This is a genomic window from Kitasatospora sp. NPDC033851 (genome assembly GCF_055576085.1).
Genome location: NZ_JBVIRL010000002.1, coordinates 468,992 through 483,364 on the forward strand (window position 1 = coordinate 468,992; position 14,373 = coordinate 483,364).

Sequence of the window (14,373 nt, forward strand, 5' to 3'; positions counted from 1 at the left end):
CCGCCCCCTCGGGCGTTCCCGGCGCCTGCCCCGCCCGGCCGCACCCGGATCCCCCCAGGGGCACCCCCACCGCCCGACATCCGCCCCCGGTCCCCCGCGCCGTGTCGGCGCAGCGGTGGGCGACGGGCGGCTGCGTGTACGGCCTAAGCTCGGGGTCGTCCGGGGAGTCGCCGCCAGGAGAGCAGGGAGACCACGCCATGAGCACGCCGCCGTTTCTGAGGTTGCCCGGATGTGCGCGGGCCGAGCGGGTGGTGACCGGGCGTGGGGAGTTCGCGGCGTTGCGGGCGGAGCCGGACGGGGCGGTGCGGGGTTCGGCACTGCTGGTGCCGGGGTTCACGGGCAGCAAGGAGGACTTCATCGGGCTGCTCGAGCCGCTGGCGGCGGCCGGGTACCGGGTGACCGCCGTGGACCAGCGCGGGCAGTACGAGACCGGCGGCCCGGACGACCCGGAGGCGTACGCCGTCGGCGAGTTGGGCGCGGACGTACGGGCGCTCACCGAGGTGCTGGCGGCGGACGGCGGGCCGCTGCACCTGCTGGGGCATTCCTTCGGCGGCCAGGTGGTGCGCGAGGCGGTGCTCGCCGCCGCCGCGCACGGCGCGCTGCCGTGGCGGTCGCTGACCCTGATGTCCACCGGGCCGGGCGCGATCGACCCGGCCGAGGCGGCCCGCACCAAGCTGCTGCTGGACGCGCTGCAGGTGATGGGCCTGGAGGAGATCTGGCAGGTCATGCGGCAGATGGAGGCGGACAGCGGTCAGCCGCTGCCGAGCCGGGATCCGGCTGTCGCGGAGTTCCTGCACCGCCGCTGGGTGGCCAATGTGCCGCGGGCGCTGTCCGTCACCGGCGGCCATCTGGTCGCCGCGCCGGACCGGGTGGACGAGCTGGCCGCCGCCACCGCCGGGCTACCGGTGCTGGTGCTGTCCGGGGTGCGGGACTACGCCTGGCCGGTTCCGGAGCAGAGCCGGATGGCCGAGCGCCTGGGTGCCCGACGGGTGGTGGTCGCGGACGCGGGCCACTCCCCCAACGCCGAGCAGCCGGCCGCGACCGCCGAGGCACTGACCGCGTTCTGGGCCTGACCGGCGCCCGTTCCCGACCTGACCGGCGCCCGTTCCGGGCCTGACCCGCCCTCGTCAAGCCGCACCTTCCGGAAGTGGTCTCTACCACTTCCGGAGCTTCGACCGGCTTCGATGCAGGACAAAATTCGTTAGTTACGGTAATCTTTGATTCTGTCCGGGAATCATCGTCGGCCTCGACGCCGAAGCACATCACCCGAAACCTGGACTTTACGGACGGGCAACGGCCCGGTAGCACGGCCACGACACCGTGGTTCACGAGGCACTGGACGCACCAGGCAAGCAGGGGGAGCCCTTGCCGCAGCAGACCGCCGCACGTACGACGCGCCCGGTCCGGCCGCTTCGCCGGACCCACCGAATCCCGAAAGGGCTGATACCCACTCAGCCGCGAGCGCCCCGCCCGACGGGGCAAGGAAAGGAGACGCCCATGACGAAGACCATGCGCTTCGAGATCGTCCGACTGGACGACGCCAACGGCTCCGCCACCGACCGTCTGATCGCCGACGCCGCCACCGTGCGCGAGCATGTGGAGGCCGCCGCCCTTACCGGCGAACGCCTGCTCATCCGGCCGTGCCCGACCGTCTGACCCCGCGCGGCGACTCCCACCGGGAGCCCTCACCCGCCGCAGACGAGCCGGGAGCGTCCGATCCGGACGTTCCGATACCCGACTGACGCCCCGTCACCGCGATCGCCGATGACGGGGCGTCAGTGCGTCCGGGTCCGGACGCCGGACGTTTGCCGCCGCCCGTGACGGGACATGCCCCAACGGGAACCGTCCGCGCCGCGCCCACCCAACGGCGGCCGGGCGTCTGCTACCGACAGGTGCCGCCGAGCCCTCCGTACGGGTGATCGTCCTTGACGCGGCGGTCCGGAGGGAGGAGCGTTGACGGCTATGAGGGGCGAGCCTAGCTGCCCGAGGTGCGCCGGTCGGGTCCGCGCCCCCGGCCTGTTCTCAGACACCTGGCAGTGCGACCGGCACGGAGCGGTGCACCCGATGCAGCCGGTGCTGCCCCCGAGTGTCGAGGCCCTCGGCGTCGCCGTCGCCCGTTCGCAGGTCCCCGTCTGGCTGCCCTGGCCGCTCCCGGTCGGCTGGCTCTACACCGGCATCGCCCACGTCGGCGACGACGTCTCGGGTGCCCGTGCCACCGCCGTCGCCTGCTCCGGCCCGGCGCCGCTCGGCGGCTTCGGCGAGCTGGTGCTGGTCGCCGAGGAGCCGGGCGTCGGGGTCGGCGCCCGGTACGCCGGGCTCCCGGGGCCGGACCCGGGCGATTCCGTCGGCCTCTACAAGCCCGCCGACGCCAAGCTGATGGCCGCCGGGCGCCCCACTCCGATGTTCCACGTCCCGGACGCCCCGGCCGACCGCGCGGTGTTCGTCGGCGAGGCCCGCGGGCTCTGGCTCTGGGCGATCGCCTGGCCCGAGCAGTCCGCGCTGGTGATGTACGACGAGCTGGTGCTCACCGACCTGCGCGAGGCCGGCGCCGAGCTCGACCTGCTGCCCTGCGGCGCCCTCTCCCCCCACCTGCTCGGCTGACCCACGCCCGGGCTCGCCCGAACGACGGCCTTCCCCTCGTCCGGACGGCCTGCCCCTCGCCCGACCGACGGGCCTATCCTGGGCGGCACCCACGAGCCTCCAGGAGCCCGACCCGTGCGCATCGACCTGCACGCCCACAGCAACGCCTCCGACGGCACCGACAGCCCGGCCGAACTGGTCGCGGCGGCCGTCGCCGCGGGCCTCGACGTCGTGGCGCTCACCGACCACGACACCGTGGCCGGCCACGCCGAGGCCGCCGAGGCGGTGCACGCGCTGCCCGACGGCGCCCGGCTGACCGTCGTCCCGGGCGCGGAGCTGTCCTGCGTCGTGGACGGCATCAGCATGCACCTGCTGGCGTACCTGTTCGACCCCGAGGAGCCGGAGTTCGCGCGCGAGCGGGAGCTGGTGCGCACCGACCGGTTCCGGCGCGGGCGGGCGATCGTCGAGCGGTGCCGGGAGCTCGGCGCGGACATCAGCTGGGAGCAGGTGCAGCGGATCGCGGGAGCCGGCTCGGTCGGGCGGCCGCACATCGCCAGCGCGCTGGTCGAGGCGGGCGTGGTGGCCACCGTCTCGGACGCCTTCACCCCCGAGTGGCTGGCCAACGGCGGCCGGGCGGACGTCCGCAAGCACGAGACCGACCCGGTCGAGGCGGTCCGGCTGGTCCGGGCGGCCGGCGGGGTGCCGGTCTTCGCCCACCCGGGCGCGGTCAAGCGCGGCCGGACCGTCTCGGACGGGGTGATCGCCGGCCTCGCGGCGGCCGGGCTGGCCGCCCTGGAGGTCGACCACACGGACCACGACGAGGAGACCAGGGCCCGGCTGCGCGGCCTGGCCGGCGAGCTCGGCCTGCTGGTCACCGGCTCCAGCGACTACCACGGCACCCGCAAGACCGTCCGGCTCGGCGAGCACACCACCGACCCGGCGGTGTACGAGGCGCTGCTGGCGCAGGCAACCGGCGCGAAGCCGATCGAGCGCTGAGGGTACGCGGCGCGCGCTCCGGCACGCCGGGCGCGGCGAGGGCGTACGGGCGCGACCCGCGCCCCCTGCTCAAGGGCCTCCTGAACGGCCGTCAGCAGCCGTCGGCCGGGCCGTCAGTCCAGCCGGACGCCTCGGCGGTCCGGGTCGCGCAGGTCGGTGCCCTGGTTCAGCCAGCGCTCCTGGAGCGCGGCCGCGCCGTGCACCCGCTTCCAGCCCGCCTCGTTGGGCGTCATCGGCAGCAGCGGCAGGAAGCGGACCGGCTCGGCCGGTTCGGCCAGTTCCAGGTCCTCGACCAGGCCGCCCGGCTCGGCGGCCAGCACCGAGGTGAAGGGCGCGCCGTCCCAGAGCGGGTTGCCGAGGTCCAGCGAGCCACCCGGGGCCACCACCAGGCCCTCGACCTGCGGCGTCGCGGCGAAGGTGGCGAGGCTGCGCAGCACGCTGTCGTGCCCGCCACGGACGGTCAGCACCAGTTCGACGCGCGGGCCGCGCACCTGGTCGGCGACCGGCGAGGTGGGGTCGGCCATCGGCGCGGCGGCCATCCCGAGCGTCGCGTACCGCACCAGGCCCTCGGCGTCGGGGCTGAAGCGCAGCACCTCGATCCGGTCGGTGCCGAGGAAGGTGACCGCGGCGCGGCCGCTCGGCTCGCCGAAGGTGGCGATCAGCCGGGCCTCGACGGCGGCCAGCACCGCCTCCCGGGAGAGCTCCGGGGAGCTGCCGCCGTGGGGATCGCCGAAGAGCGGGAAGTCGTGGGCCATGCCGGTGAGCGTAACCCGCTGGGGCGCGCGGTCCGCGTGCGGGCGGCTCGGAGGGCGGCTCGTCAAGGACCCGTAAAGCCTTGGGAACCCCTCGTCGCCGATGGCCGGTCAGATGTTAGGGTGAGCGACTGGCCACCGGGATTCTTCCGTCCCGGGGCGGCGGCGCGAGGAGGTGGTTGCGGTGGATACCGGCCGACCATGCAGTACCGGCAGCTCTGCCCGGCCCCGACTTCCCCGTACCCCGCGCCCCGCAGGCCCAACCGGCTGATTCAGCCGCGGTAGCCCCGGGCGCAGGCCCCACGGCGGACGGACCGGCCGGGAGAGCACCCTCATCCCCCTTTCACCGGTGTTCTTCGCCGTCGTACCGCGGCCGAACGTTTTTCCTTCCGCGCCGCCTTGCGACGGCTCCCTGCCCCTGGGAGCCTGCCATGTCGATGATCAACAGCCTGCGTGCTGCCGTCCGCACCAACCGCCGCCGTGGCGCGGCCGGGGTGTACGACGTCCTGCCCGAGGACGCCGCCTCGGCGGTCGTGGACTGCGCGGTCTACCAGCAGGGCCGGCGCAAGGGCGAGACCTGCAGCCCGCGCGAGGCCGCCCGCCGGGTCAAGGCCGAGCAGCAACTCCCGGACGGCACGGGCTCGTTCAGCTGGATCGGGCTGCACGAGCCGACCGAGGCGGAGTTCGAGGGGATCGCCCAGCGCTTCGGCCTGCACCCGCTCGCGGTCGAGGACGCGGTGCACGCGCACCAGCGGCCCAAGGTCGAGCGCTACGACGACGTGCTGTTCGCCGTCTTCAAGACCATCCGCTACGTCGAGCACGACCAGCTCACGCCCACCAGCGAGGTGGTGGAGACCGGCGAGCTGATGGTCTTCGCCGGACGGGACTTCGTGATCACCGTCCGGCACGGCGGCCACGGCTCGCTGCAGGAGCTGCGCCACCGCCTGGAGGCCGACGCGGACGAGGCCGGGCTGCTCGCCAAGGGCCCGTCGGCGGTGCTGCACGCGATCGCCGACCACGTCGTGGACAACTACCTGCTGGTCGCCGAGCGGCTGCAGAACGACGTGGACGAGATCGAGTACGGCGTCTTCTCGGCCAAGGGCGGCCGCAGCTCCGACGTCGGACGGGTCTACCAACTCAAGCGTGAGGTCCTGGAGTTCAAGCGCGCCGTGGTGCCGCTGCTGCGCCCGATGCAGCAGCTGTCCGAGCCGCTGCAGCGGCTGGTGGACCCGGACATCCAGAAGTACTTCCGGGACGTCGCCGACCACCTGGCCCGGGTCGCCGAGCAGGTGCACGGCTTCGACGAGCTGCTGAACTCGCTGCTGCAGGCCAACCTGGCGCAGGTCTCGGTGGCGCAGAACGAGGACATGCGCAAGATCACCGCCTGGGCGGCGATCTTCGCGGTGCCCACCATGATCACCGGCGTCTACGGCATGAACTTCGAGTACATGCCCGAGCTGCACCACAAGTACGGCTACCCGACGGTGCTCGGCGCGATCGTGCTGATCTGCGTCGGGATGTACCGGGGCTTCCGCCGCAACGGCTGGCTCTGACCGCTACCTGCGCCCGCCGCGGGCGACCAGGACCAGCCCGAGCAGGATCAGCACCACCGCCGGGTAGGCGGCCGCCGGGGGCCACTGCCCCAGCCAGAGGGCGGCGATCAGCGCCGCCCCCGGGGTCTCCAGCAGGATCGCGGTGGAGGTGATCGACGGGCCGAGGTTGCGCACCACGCGGTTGCTCAGCGAGTGGCCGAGCAGCTGGGCGGCGACCATCAGCAGCACGATCTGCCACCAGACCCCGGCCGGCCACCCGGTCATCGGCGTCCCCGCGACCAGGCAGATCCCGAGCAGCACCACCGCCGTGGTGGTGTAGCAGACCAGGGTGTACGCGGTGGTGCTGACGGTCTTGCGGACCTCGGCGCCCAGCAGCACGTACCCGGCCGCGGCCAGGCCGGCGGCGAGGGCGAGCGCGTCGCCGAGCAGCGCGCGCGGGGAGAGCGAGAGGTCGACCCCGGTCAGCACCAGCACCCCGGCGAAGGCCACGATCGTGCCGAGCCAGACCGTCCGGGACGCCCGGACGCCCATCAGGCGCATCAGCAGGATGGTCCACAGCGGGGTGGTGGTGACCAGGGCGGTGGCGGAGGCCACCGAGGTCATCCGCAGGCTGGGCATCCACAGCGCGAAGTGGACGGCGAGCAGCGCCCCGGCCGCGATCGCCAGCAGCAGCGCCCGGCGGCCGATCCCGCGCAGCTCGGCGCGGTGGCGCAGCAGCGCGTACGGGCCGAGGACGCCGACCGACATGACGTTGCGCCAGAGAGCGATCGCCAGCGCGGGCGCGGCGGTGGCGCTGATCAGCGGGCCGGACAGCGAGATGCCGCCGATCGAGACGGCGAGCAGCAGCAGGTCGAGGGTGGGGAGCGGATGCGTCGGCCGCGGGTCGGCCGCGGTGGCGGACGCGGGGGCGGTGGCGGACGCGGTGGCGGACGCGGGGGCGGTGGCGGACGCGGGGGCGGACGCGGGCCGGGCGACGGGCACGGCGCTCCTCTGCTGGTGGCGATGGGTGGGGCGCTCATACGGTAAGGCCCGTGGCACGGCAATGGAACTGTCGCCCGGAGGCTGAGACATCCGCGGACGGGAACGGACGAGAAACCCGTACGCTGTCGGCCATGGACCGTACGCCCGCCGCCGCGACCGCCGACGACTTCCTCGACCAGGCCCTGCTGGAGGAGGCCGCGAAGAAGTCCGGTCTGCTCTGGGTGTGCGCGGACGGGCAGGAGCAGGCCCGGCCGCTGTGGCACGCCTGGCACGACGGCGCGGTCGTGGTGGTCGGCGAGGACGGCGAGCAGCCGCTGCACGGCCTGGCCGCCGGCGCCGGGGCCGCGATCACCGTCCGCAGCAAGGACAAGGGCGGCCGGCTGACCGGCTGGAGCGCCCGGGTGGTCGAACTCGCACCGGGCAGCGAGGCCTGGCTGGGCGCCGTCGAGGAGCTCAAGGGCAAGCGGCTGAACGCGCCCGACACCGACACCATCGCCGAGCGCTGGGCCCGCGAGTGTCGGGTGCTGCGGCTGGAGCCCGCCGGCCCGCTCACCGAGCGCCCGGGCGCGATGCCGGACGGCTCGCAGGCCGCCCAGCCGATGCCCACCCCGGCCACCACCCGCCGCCCGATCCCGGCCGGCTTGCCCAAACTGCTGTTCAAGCGCCGTTAAAGGTTCACGCCGAGGTCTCCTCGGACCGCTACCGTGCCCTCATCGGGCCGGGCCCCGCACTCGCGGGTAGATTGGCCGCGGGTGCGTCCACGTACCGCGCACGGCGTCGAGCGAGTCGAGGGAGTCCATGGCAGGGCCAGGCACCCGGGTCTTCATCTCCCATCTGTCCGCCCTCGCGGTCTTCGACCCGAACGGCGACCAGGTCGGCCGGGTCCGGGACGTCGTCGTCACACTGCGGCTCGGCGGGCGCCCACCGCGCGTGCTCGGCCTGGTGGTCGAGGTGGTCGGCCGGCGCCGGATCTTCCTGCCGATGACCCGGGTGACCAGCCTGGAGTCCGGCCAGGTGCTCACCACCGGCGTGATCAACCTGCGCCGCTTCGAGCAGCGCCCGTCCGAGACCCTGGTGCTCGCCGAGCTGCTGGACCGCACCGTCACCTGGTCCAAGACCGGCGAGGACGTCATCGTGCTGGACGTCGGCATGGTGCAGACCCGGCTGCGCGAGTGGGAGATCAGCAAGGTCTTCGTCCAGGTCGGCCGGGCCGGCCGGCTGCGCAAGGCCAAGGGCGAGCGGCTCACCCTGGACTGGCAGGACGTCACCGGCTTCGCACTGCCCGAGCAGGACCAGGGCGCCGCCAACCTGCTCGCCACCTTCGAGCAGCTGCGCCCCGCCGACCTCGCCAGCGTGATGCACCACCTGTCCGCCAAGCGCCGCGCCGAGGTGGCCGCCGCGCTGGACGACGAGCGACTGGCCGACGTCCTGGAGGAGCTGCCCGAGGACGACCAGGTCGAGATCATCGGCAAGCTCCAGGAGGAGCGCGCCGCCGACGTCCTGGAGGCGATGGACCCGGACGACGCCGCCGACCTGCTCTCCGAGCTGCCCGGCGACGAGGCCGAACGGCTGCTCCAGCTGATGGAGCCGGACGAGGCCGCGCCGGTGCGCCGCCTGCTCACGTACGAGGAGGACACCGCCGGCGGTCTGATGACCACCGAGCCGATCGTCCTGGAGCCGGACGCGACGGTCGCCGAGGCGCTGGCCCGGGTCCGGGTCAGCGACCACAAGCCCGCCCTCGCCGCGCAGGTCTTCGTCTGCCGCCCGCCGAACGAGACCCCGACCGGCCGCTACCTCGGCACCGTGCACTTCCAGCGGCTGCTGCGCGAGCCCCCGTACGTCCTGGTCGGCTCGCTGGTGGACGACGACCTGGACCCGCTGCCGCCGGACACCCCGCTGTCGCTGATCACCAGCTACCTGGCGACCTACAACCTGGTCGCCGCGCCGGTCGTGGACGAGATGGACCACCTGCTCGGCGCGGTGACCGTCGACGACGTGCTCGACCACCTGCTTCCGGACGACTGGCGCGACGCCGCGCTGCACGCCGACGACGCCCGGCACGACGAGAGGGAAGGGGTGACCGGTGGACGGTGACCGCAACGGTCGGCCGGACGACTCCGCGCGTCGGCGCCTGCAGGGCGAACTTCGGCAGCTGCGCCAGCTGCGCGAACTGCGCACCCGCGAGGGCAGCCGGGAACGGCGGGTGGAGACCACCCCGATCACCGGCACCGGCCGCGCCCGGCTCGACCAGCCGCGCACCGCGCGGCCCGGCCTGCTCTCGCTGCCCACCTACGACCCGGAGGCCTTCGGCGTCCTGTCCGAGCGGATCGCCCGCTTCCTCGGCACCGGGCGGTTCATCGTCTGGATGACGGTGGTGGTCGTCGTCTGGATAGCGTGGAACACCCTGCTGCCGGCCACCGTGCGCTTCGACGAGTACCCGTTCATCTTCCTGACCCTGGCACTGTCGCTCCAGGCCTCGTACGCGGCCCCGCTGATCCTGCTGGCGCAGAACCGCCAGGACAACCGGGACCGGGTCAACATGGAGCAGGACCGCGCCCGCAGCGACCGCAACATCGCGGACACCGAGTTCCTGACCCGCGAGGTCGCGTCCCTGCGGCACGGCCTCGGCGAGGTCGCCACCAGAGACTTCATCCGCTCGGAACTGCAGTCCCTACTCAGGGAGATCGAGGAGCGCCGGGACGCCCCCGAGCCGCTGTGACCCTCGGCACGCTACCGACGGGTTAACGGGTTCGCCGGGCGCCGTACCATCAAGGCATGGCCAACGAGACAGAGGTCGCGGCCGGCGTCACGGAGGAGTCCGTACGCCAGGCGCTGGCGACCGTCAACGACCCGGAGATCAACCGTCCGATCACCGAAATCGGCATGGTGAAATCGGTCGAGATCGCCGAGGGCGGCGCGGTGCGCGTCGCGGTCTACCTGACGGTCTCCGGCTGCCCGATGCGCGACACCATCGTCACCCGGGTCCGCGAGGCGGTCGGCAAGGTCGCCGGCGTGACCGGCGTCGAGGTCGAGCTCGACGTGATGAGCGACGAGCAGCGCAAGGAGCTCTCCCAGCTGCTGCGCGGCGGCGCCCCCGAGCGGGAGATCCCGTTCGCCAAGCCGGGCACGCTGACCCGCGTCTACGCCGTCGCCTCCGGCAAGGGCGGCGTCGGCAAGTCCTCGGTGACGGTCAACCTGGCGGCCGCGATGGCCGCGGACGGCCTGAAGGTCGCCGTCGTGGACGCCGACATCTACGGCCACAGCGTGCCGCGCATGCTGGGCGTCGAGGGCCGGCCGACCCAGGTCCAGGACATGATCATGCCGCCGCAGGCGAACGGCGTGAAGGTCATCTCGATCGGCATGTTCACCCCGGGCAACGCCCCGGTGGTCTGGCGCGGCCCGATGCTGCACCGCGCGCTCCAGCAGTTCCTCGCCGACGTGTACTGGGGCGACCTGGACGTGCTGCTGCTGGACCTGCCGCCCGGCACCGGCGACATCGCGATCTCGGTGGCCCAGCTGGTCCCCAACGCGGAGATCCTGATCGTCACCACCCCGCAGATGGCCGCCGCCGAGGTGGCCGAGCGGGCGGGCACCATCGCGGTGCAGACCCACCAGAAGATCGTCGGCGTGATCGAGAACATGTCGGGCATGCCGTGCCCGCACTGCGACGAGATGATCGACGTCTTCGGCACCGGCGGCGGCCAGACCGTCGCGGACGCGCTCACCCGCACGGTCGGCGCGACCGTCCCGGTGCTCGGCTCGATCCCGATCGACGTGCGCCTGCGCGAGGGCGGCGACGACGGCCGCCCGGTCGTGCTCGCCGCGCCCGACTCCCCGGCCGGCGCCGCCCTGCGCGCGGTGGCCGGCAAGCTCGGCGGCCGTCAGCGCGGCCTGTCCGGGATGTCGCTCGGGCTGACGCCCAAGAACAAGTTCTGAGCCGGTAGCCGGCCGAGCCGACGAAGGGGCCGGGTGGTGCCAACGGCACCGCCCGGCCCCTTCGTCGTTCATGGCCGCAGGCCCTACGGGCGGGCGTAGGCGGCCAGGTCCGCAACCGTGCAGAAGCCGACGCCGTAGGCGCTGACGCCGCGGCCGTAGGCGCCGAGCAGGATGCCGGGGGCCTCCCCGGCCAGCACCCAGCCGTACTCGGACTCGCGGTAGCGGAAGGGCTGCGGCAGGCCGTTGACCGGCAGGCTGAGGGTGGACCAGCCGGGGCCGGCCAGGTCGTCGGCGAGGTCCCAGGCGAGGCTGCTCTGCTGGTCCAGCCAGTTCTGGCGCAGCGCGCGGTCCAGCTGGCCGGGCCAGGTCGCGGCGAGCAGGCCGGAGCCGGCCAGCCAGGCGGCGGAGGAGGCGGAGGTCGCCTCCAGGGTGCCGGTGTTGTCGGCGCTGCGGCGGCTGTCGCGGCGGGCGACGGTGACCACGGCCGCGAACTTCCGCATGTCGCGCGGCTCGTACTGCTTGGCCGGCTCGTCGCCGTGGCCGAGCGAGCCGTAGTCGACGCTGCCCGTGGCGCGGGCGCCGGCGCCCGCCTGCACCAGGTAGCGCCGGCCGGTCCAGCCGTCGTCCAGGCCGTACCAGGGGAAGTCGGCGGACAGGTAGGGCACCAGCGGGTCCACCGGGCCGGCCTGTCCGCCGACCACCGGGCCGCCGGCCGTGACCGTCGCCCCTCCCGCCTGACTCGTCGCGTCCATCCCCGGGCCTCCTCAAACGCACGTGTGCCTGCCGTGGCGCGCTCCCATGGTGGCGTACCGCGGCGTTCCCGGGGGCCGTTCCTGGTCCGCGACCACGCGGAATGTGACGGACGGCTCAGCGGGAACAATCAGCACAATAGCGGCGCACACGCCGCCGCCCCGCTCAGCCGGGCGGCCGGGCGGGGCGGTGGCGTGCTGCCGGGGCGTCGGACCGGAGCGCGGGTCAGGTCGCGTCGGGGTCGAACGGGGGCCGCTCGCCGGGCGTCAGCGGGGCACCGGCGGAGGCGGGCGCCGGGGCGGACTTCTCGAAGCTGACGCTGCCGCTGCGGCCGTTCACCGGCGCCGCGGGCTTGTCGTCCAGGACGGAGCGGATGTCCAGCGAGTCCTTCATGTCCTTGAGGCCCAGCGGGTCCTCCTGGCCACCCATGAGCTGCTTGCGGACGAAGTTCTTGGGGTTGAGGTCCTCGAACTCGAAGTCCTGGAACTCGGGGCCGAGCTCGCTGCGGATGTCCTCCTTCGCGTTGTCGGCGAAGGAACGGATCTTCCGGATGAAGCCCACGGTGTCCTGGATCAGCTTCGGCAGCTTGTCCGGGCCGAAGATGATGATCGCCATCACGATCAGGGTCAGGATCTCCAGCCCGCCTACATCGCTGAACACCTTTGCTCCCTAGCTCGCCGGACGACGGTTCCTACAGGGTAATGGCCACCGGCGAGTCCCTGGCCCACGCTGCGATGAAGCCGTGGTAAAGACCTGCCGGTGGCCGAACGCGTCGGGACCCGGACGCCAGGGGCTGTCCAGGAGCGCCCTAGCGGGTCTGCTGGCGCAGCGCGGCGACGCCGCCGGGGTAGCGCTCCGGGGCGGACGGCGGGGACGCCTCACGGGTCGCGGCGACCGGGCGGCCCGGGAAGTCCACCTGAACCTGTGCGTTCATCGGGACGAGGCCGCCGCCGCGACCGGTGCCGGCGTTGCCGCCGGCCGGGCTGACGGTCGTGCCGTGGCGGTCCTCGCCCTGCGGGGAGAGCCCGCCGACGCCACCGAGCGTGACCGCCGCGACGGAGAAGGCGCCCGCGGCCGCGAAGACCAGCCGGCGCCCGCGCGCGGCGGACCGGACGGCGGCCGCGGTCGACTGCGGACGGACCGCGCGGTCCGGTCCGGCGGCGGGCTCGGGGCGGGCGGAGCGCCGGCCCATCAGCGGCCCCAACACCGTGCCGCGCCCGAAGGCCCGCGGGTCGACGCCGGGCACCGGGGTGTCGGCGCCGAGCGCGCCCGCGCCGAAGGAGGCCCCGGCGCCGCGGCCGAAGGAACCGCCGGTGAGCCGGCTGCCGCCGAGCGTGCCGGTGGCGGCGACCCCGCCGCCGGGCAGGTCGTCGTCGTCGTGGCGCCCGCGCCCGGGCGGCCAGTCGCCGTCCGCCGGGCCGTCCTCGGGGAGGTTGCCGACGGCCATCAGCCGGGCCATCAGCGCGGAGGACGGGCCGGGCGTGCCGGTGCGGGTCAGCAGGTGCTTGACGGAGCGGCCCTCGTCGGCCTCGGCGAGGCACTGCGGGCAGGTCGCCAGGTGCGCCTGGACGCGCTCGCGCGAGTCGTGGCCGAGTTCGCCGTCCAGGAAGGCGGAGAGGCGGTCCCCGAGGTGGTGCTCCTCGGCGGCGGGTTCGGCGGGCCGTACGGGCAGCGCGTGCAGTGCCGTGTCGGCGGGCAGCGCCAGCGCGGGCAGCACGGGCTCACCGGGTTCGTCGGTACCGCGACGGCCCGGCAGGGCCCAGCCGCGCCGGGACAGGGACCGGCCGGACGGGTCCGAGCGGTCCGAGCCTGACCGGCCGGTTCCGCTCACGATCGCCTCCGTCCGCGCCCACCGGGCGCGACCGCGGCCTCGACCGCGCCGACGCCGACGCCGACCGGCACCGGCTCCTCCGAGCCACCGCGGCGCTCACGGCCGGGGGCCTGGCCGGGGGCGCGGTGCTTGAGCGCGGCGCGCAGGTGCGAGCGGCCGCGGTGGATGCGGCTGCGGACGGTGCCGAGCTTGACGCCCAGCGTGGCGGCGATCTCCTCGTACGACAGGCCCTCGATGTCGCAGAGCACCACGGCCGCGCGGAACTCCGGGGCGAGGGTGTCCAGGGCCTGCTGCACGTCGGCGTCGAAGTGCGTGTCGCTGAAGTGCTGGGCCGGGCTGGGCTCCCGGGAGGGGAGCCGCTCGGCCGCGTCCTCGCCGAGCGCGTCGAAGCGGATGCGCTGGCGGCGGCGGACCATGTCCAGAAACAGGTTGGTGGTGATCCGGTGCAGCCAGCCCTCGAACGTGCCGGGGGTGTAGGTCGACAGCGAACGGAACACCCGGACGAAGACCTCCTGGGTCAGGTCCTCGGCGTCGTGCTGATTGCCCGTCAAGCGGTAGGCGAGCCGGTAGACGCGGGCGCTGTGCGCCTCGACGATCTCCTCCCAGCTGGGCGGAGTCCAGGTCTGCGCGTCGGGGCCCTCGGTGAAGGTCGCGAGGGCGGGAGCCTCGGTGGTACCGGCGGCCGGCGTCACGGCGGCGGGCTGGTCCAGATCGGAGTGCGCAGGCTGGTTCATCACGGGCTTCGGCGTACGGGCTGACGCGGTGCCGCGGGAGTGCCGCCGCACGGGGACGTCGCCCTCGGCCACACCTCCTCGGTCGGCTCTTCTGCCCAGCAGGGCCACCACCATATCCACCTCACCCGTCAAGCCCGGATAAAAGTGCCCGGGAGGTCTCTCGTACCCGGTCCGACATGACAACGGCCCGCCGCCGTACGCGGTTCCCGGTCGGCCAGTAATCTGTGGCAGGAAATATCGACATCCCCCGGCACCGGGCC

15 protein-coding genes are annotated in these 14,373 nt (G+C 74.1%); 9 read left to right on the top strand and 6 right to left on the bottom strand.

The features are described from left to right. The first annotated feature begins 197 nt into the window (after positions 1 to 197). The 4 genes from ACZ51D_RS05255 (at position 198) to ACZ51D_RS05270 (ending at position 3,576) form a co-directional block, all read left to right on the top strand. Positions 198 to 1,073: an alpha/beta fold hydrolase gene (locus tag ACZ51D_RS05255; RefSeq protein ID WP_465661262.1), complete on the top strand. Its 876-nt coding sequence runs from the start codon at positions 198 to 200 to the stop codon at positions 1,071 to 1,073. Between the two features lie 424 nt (positions 1,074 to 1,497). Continuing rightward, positions 1,498 to 1,656, top strand: a complete 159-nt coding sequence (locus ACZ51D_RS05260) for a hypothetical protein (protein WP_360500108.1) — start codon at positions 1,498 to 1,500, stop codon at positions 1,654 to 1,656. 306 nt (positions 1,657 to 1,962) lie between these two features. Beyond that, positions 1,963 to 2,601 (top strand): DUF6758 family protein, encoded by a 639-nt coding sequence (locus ACZ51D_RS05265; protein WP_360499991.1) that lies wholly within the window; start codon positions 1,963 to 1,965, stop codon positions 2,599 to 2,601. Between the two features lie 114 nt (positions 2,602 to 2,715). Beyond that, the gene (locus ACZ51D_RS05270) at positions 2,716 to 3,576 is read left to right on the top strand and encodes a PHP domain-containing protein (protein WP_360499990.1); all 861 of its coding nucleotides are present in this window, start codon (positions 2,716 to 2,718) and stop codon (positions 3,574 to 3,576) included. Positions 3,577 to 3,689: 113 nt separating this feature from the next. Here ACZ51D_RS05270 and ACZ51D_RS05275 read toward each other — a convergent pair whose 3' ends face one another. Beyond that, the gene (locus ACZ51D_RS05275) at positions 3,690 to 4,331 is read right to left on the bottom strand and encodes a suppressor of fused domain protein (RefSeq protein ID WP_465661264.1); all 642 of its coding nucleotides are present in this window, start codon (positions 4,329 to 4,331) and stop codon (positions 3,690 to 3,692) included. Between the two features lie 428 nt (positions 4,332 to 4,759). On the opposite strand from ACZ51D_RS05275, the gene corA reads away from it, so the two are divergent. Then, the gene (gene corA / locus ACZ51D_RS05280) at positions 4,760 to 5,881 is read left to right on the top strand and encodes a magnesium/cobalt transporter CorA (protein WP_465617452.1); all 1,122 of its coding nucleotides are present in this window, start codon (positions 4,760 to 4,762) and stop codon (positions 5,879 to 5,881) included. A gap of 3 nt (positions 5,882 to 5,884) precedes the next feature. On the opposite strand, the gene ACZ51D_RS05285 is transcribed toward corA, so the two are convergent. After that, positions 5,885 to 6,862 carry a DMT family transporter gene (locus ACZ51D_RS05285; RefSeq protein ID WP_465661266.1) on the bottom strand — a complete coding sequence of 326 codons (978 nt, stop codon included), beginning with the start codon at positions 6,860 to 6,862 and terminating at the stop codon, positions 5,885 to 5,887. A gap of 131 nt (positions 6,863 to 6,993) precedes the next feature. Between ACZ51D_RS05285 and ACZ51D_RS05290 the strand changes: the two genes are divergently transcribed. The 4 genes from ACZ51D_RS05290 (at position 6,994) to ACZ51D_RS05305 (ending at position 10,798) form a co-directional block, all read left to right on the top strand. Next, positions 6,994 to 7,533, top strand: a complete 540-nt coding sequence (locus tag ACZ51D_RS05290) for a hypothetical protein (protein ID WP_465617448.1) — start codon at positions 6,994 to 6,996, stop codon at positions 7,531 to 7,533. A 127-nt stretch (positions 7,534 to 7,660) separates the two neighbouring features. Then, positions 7,661 to 8,956 carry a magnesium transporter MgtE N-terminal domain-containing protein gene (locus ACZ51D_RS05295; RefSeq protein ID WP_465617446.1) on the top strand — a complete coding sequence of 432 codons (1,296 nt, stop codon included), beginning with the start codon at positions 7,661 to 7,663 and terminating at the stop codon, positions 8,954 to 8,956. A 37-nt stretch (positions 8,957 to 8,993) separates the two neighbouring features. Next, positions 8,994 to 9,581, top strand: a complete 588-nt coding sequence (locus tag ACZ51D_RS05300) for a DUF1003 domain-containing protein (RefSeq protein WP_396287773.1) — start codon at positions 8,994 to 8,996, stop codon at positions 9,579 to 9,581. Between the two features lie 56 nt (positions 9,582 to 9,637). Beyond that, positions 9,638 to 10,798, top strand: a complete 1,161-nt coding sequence (locus ACZ51D_RS05305; RefSeq protein ID WP_360499978.1) for an Mrp/NBP35 family ATP-binding protein — start codon at positions 9,638 to 9,640, stop codon at positions 10,796 to 10,798. 83 nt (positions 10,799 to 10,881) lie between these two features. Here the strand turns inward: ACZ51D_RS05305 and ACZ51D_RS05310 are convergent, their stop codons facing one another. From ACZ51D_RS05310 to sigE, 4 genes are all read right to left on the bottom strand, one after another. Further along, complete coding sequence (locus tag ACZ51D_RS05310; RefSeq protein ID WP_465617443.1) at positions 10,882 to 11,550, bottom strand: hypothetical protein; 669 nt, start codon at positions 11,548 to 11,550, stop codon at positions 10,882 to 10,884. Positions 11,551 to 11,773: 223 nt separating this feature from the next. Then, positions 11,774 to 12,208 carry a sec-independent translocase gene (locus ACZ51D_RS05315; protein ID WP_360499974.1) on the bottom strand — a complete coding sequence of 145 codons (435 nt, stop codon included), beginning with the start codon at positions 12,206 to 12,208 and terminating at the stop codon, positions 11,774 to 11,776. Positions 12,209 to 12,356: 148 nt separating this feature from the next. Next, the gene (locus ACZ51D_RS05320; protein WP_465617441.1) at positions 12,357 to 13,379 is read right to left on the bottom strand and encodes a zf-HC2 domain-containing protein; all 1,023 of its coding nucleotides are present in this window, start codon (positions 13,377 to 13,379) and stop codon (positions 12,357 to 12,359) included. Continuing rightward, positions 13,376 to 14,227, bottom strand: a complete 852-nt coding sequence (gene sigE, locus ACZ51D_RS05325; RefSeq protein WP_465617768.1) for an RNA polymerase sigma factor SigE — start codon at positions 14,225 to 14,227, stop codon at positions 13,376 to 13,378. The genes ACZ51D_RS05320 and sigE overlap by 4 nt, the downstream gene beginning before the upstream one ends. Between the last annotated feature and the right edge of the window lie 146 nt (positions 14,228 to 14,373).

Excerpts from the sequence above, each read along its gene's own strand:
- ACZ51D_RS05255 (WP_465661262.1), top strand. The coding sequence starts at position 198 with ATGAGCACGCCGCCGTTTCTGAGGTTGCCCGGATGTGCGCGGGCCGAG.
- ACZ51D_RS05260 (WP_360500108.1), top strand. The coding sequence starts at position 1,498 with ATGACGAAGACCATGCGCTTCGAGATCGTCCGACTGGACGACGCCAAC.
- ACZ51D_RS05265 (WP_360499991.1), top strand. The coding sequence starts at position 1,963 with ATGAGGGGCGAGCCTAGCTGCCCGAGGTGCGCCGGTCGGGTCCGCGCC.
- ACZ51D_RS05275 (WP_465661264.1), bottom strand. The coding sequence starts at position 4,331 with ATGGCCCACGACTTCCCGCTCTTCGGCGATCCCCACGGCGGCAGCTCC.
- corA (WP_465617452.1), top strand. The coding sequence starts at position 4,760 with ATGTCGATGATCAACAGCCTGCGTGCTGCCGTCCGCACCAACCGCCGC.
- ACZ51D_RS05290 (WP_465617448.1), top strand. The coding sequence starts at position 6,994 with ATGGACCGTACGCCCGCCGCCGCGACCGCCGACGACTTCCTCGACCAG.
- ACZ51D_RS05295 (WP_465617446.1), top strand. The coding sequence starts at position 7,661 with ATGGCAGGGCCAGGCACCCGGGTCTTCATCTCCCATCTGTCCGCCCTC.
- ACZ51D_RS05305 (WP_360499978.1), top strand. The coding sequence starts at position 9,638 with ATGGCCAACGAGACAGAGGTCGCGGCCGGCGTCACGGAGGAGTCCGTA.
- ACZ51D_RS05310 (WP_465617443.1), bottom strand. The coding sequence starts at position 11,550 with ATGGACGCGACGAGTCAGGCGGGAGGGGCGACGGTCACGGCCGGCGGC.
- sigE (WP_465617768.1), bottom strand. The coding sequence starts at position 14,227 with ATGGTGGTGGCCCTGCTGGGCAGAAGAGCCGACCGAGGAGGTGTGGCC.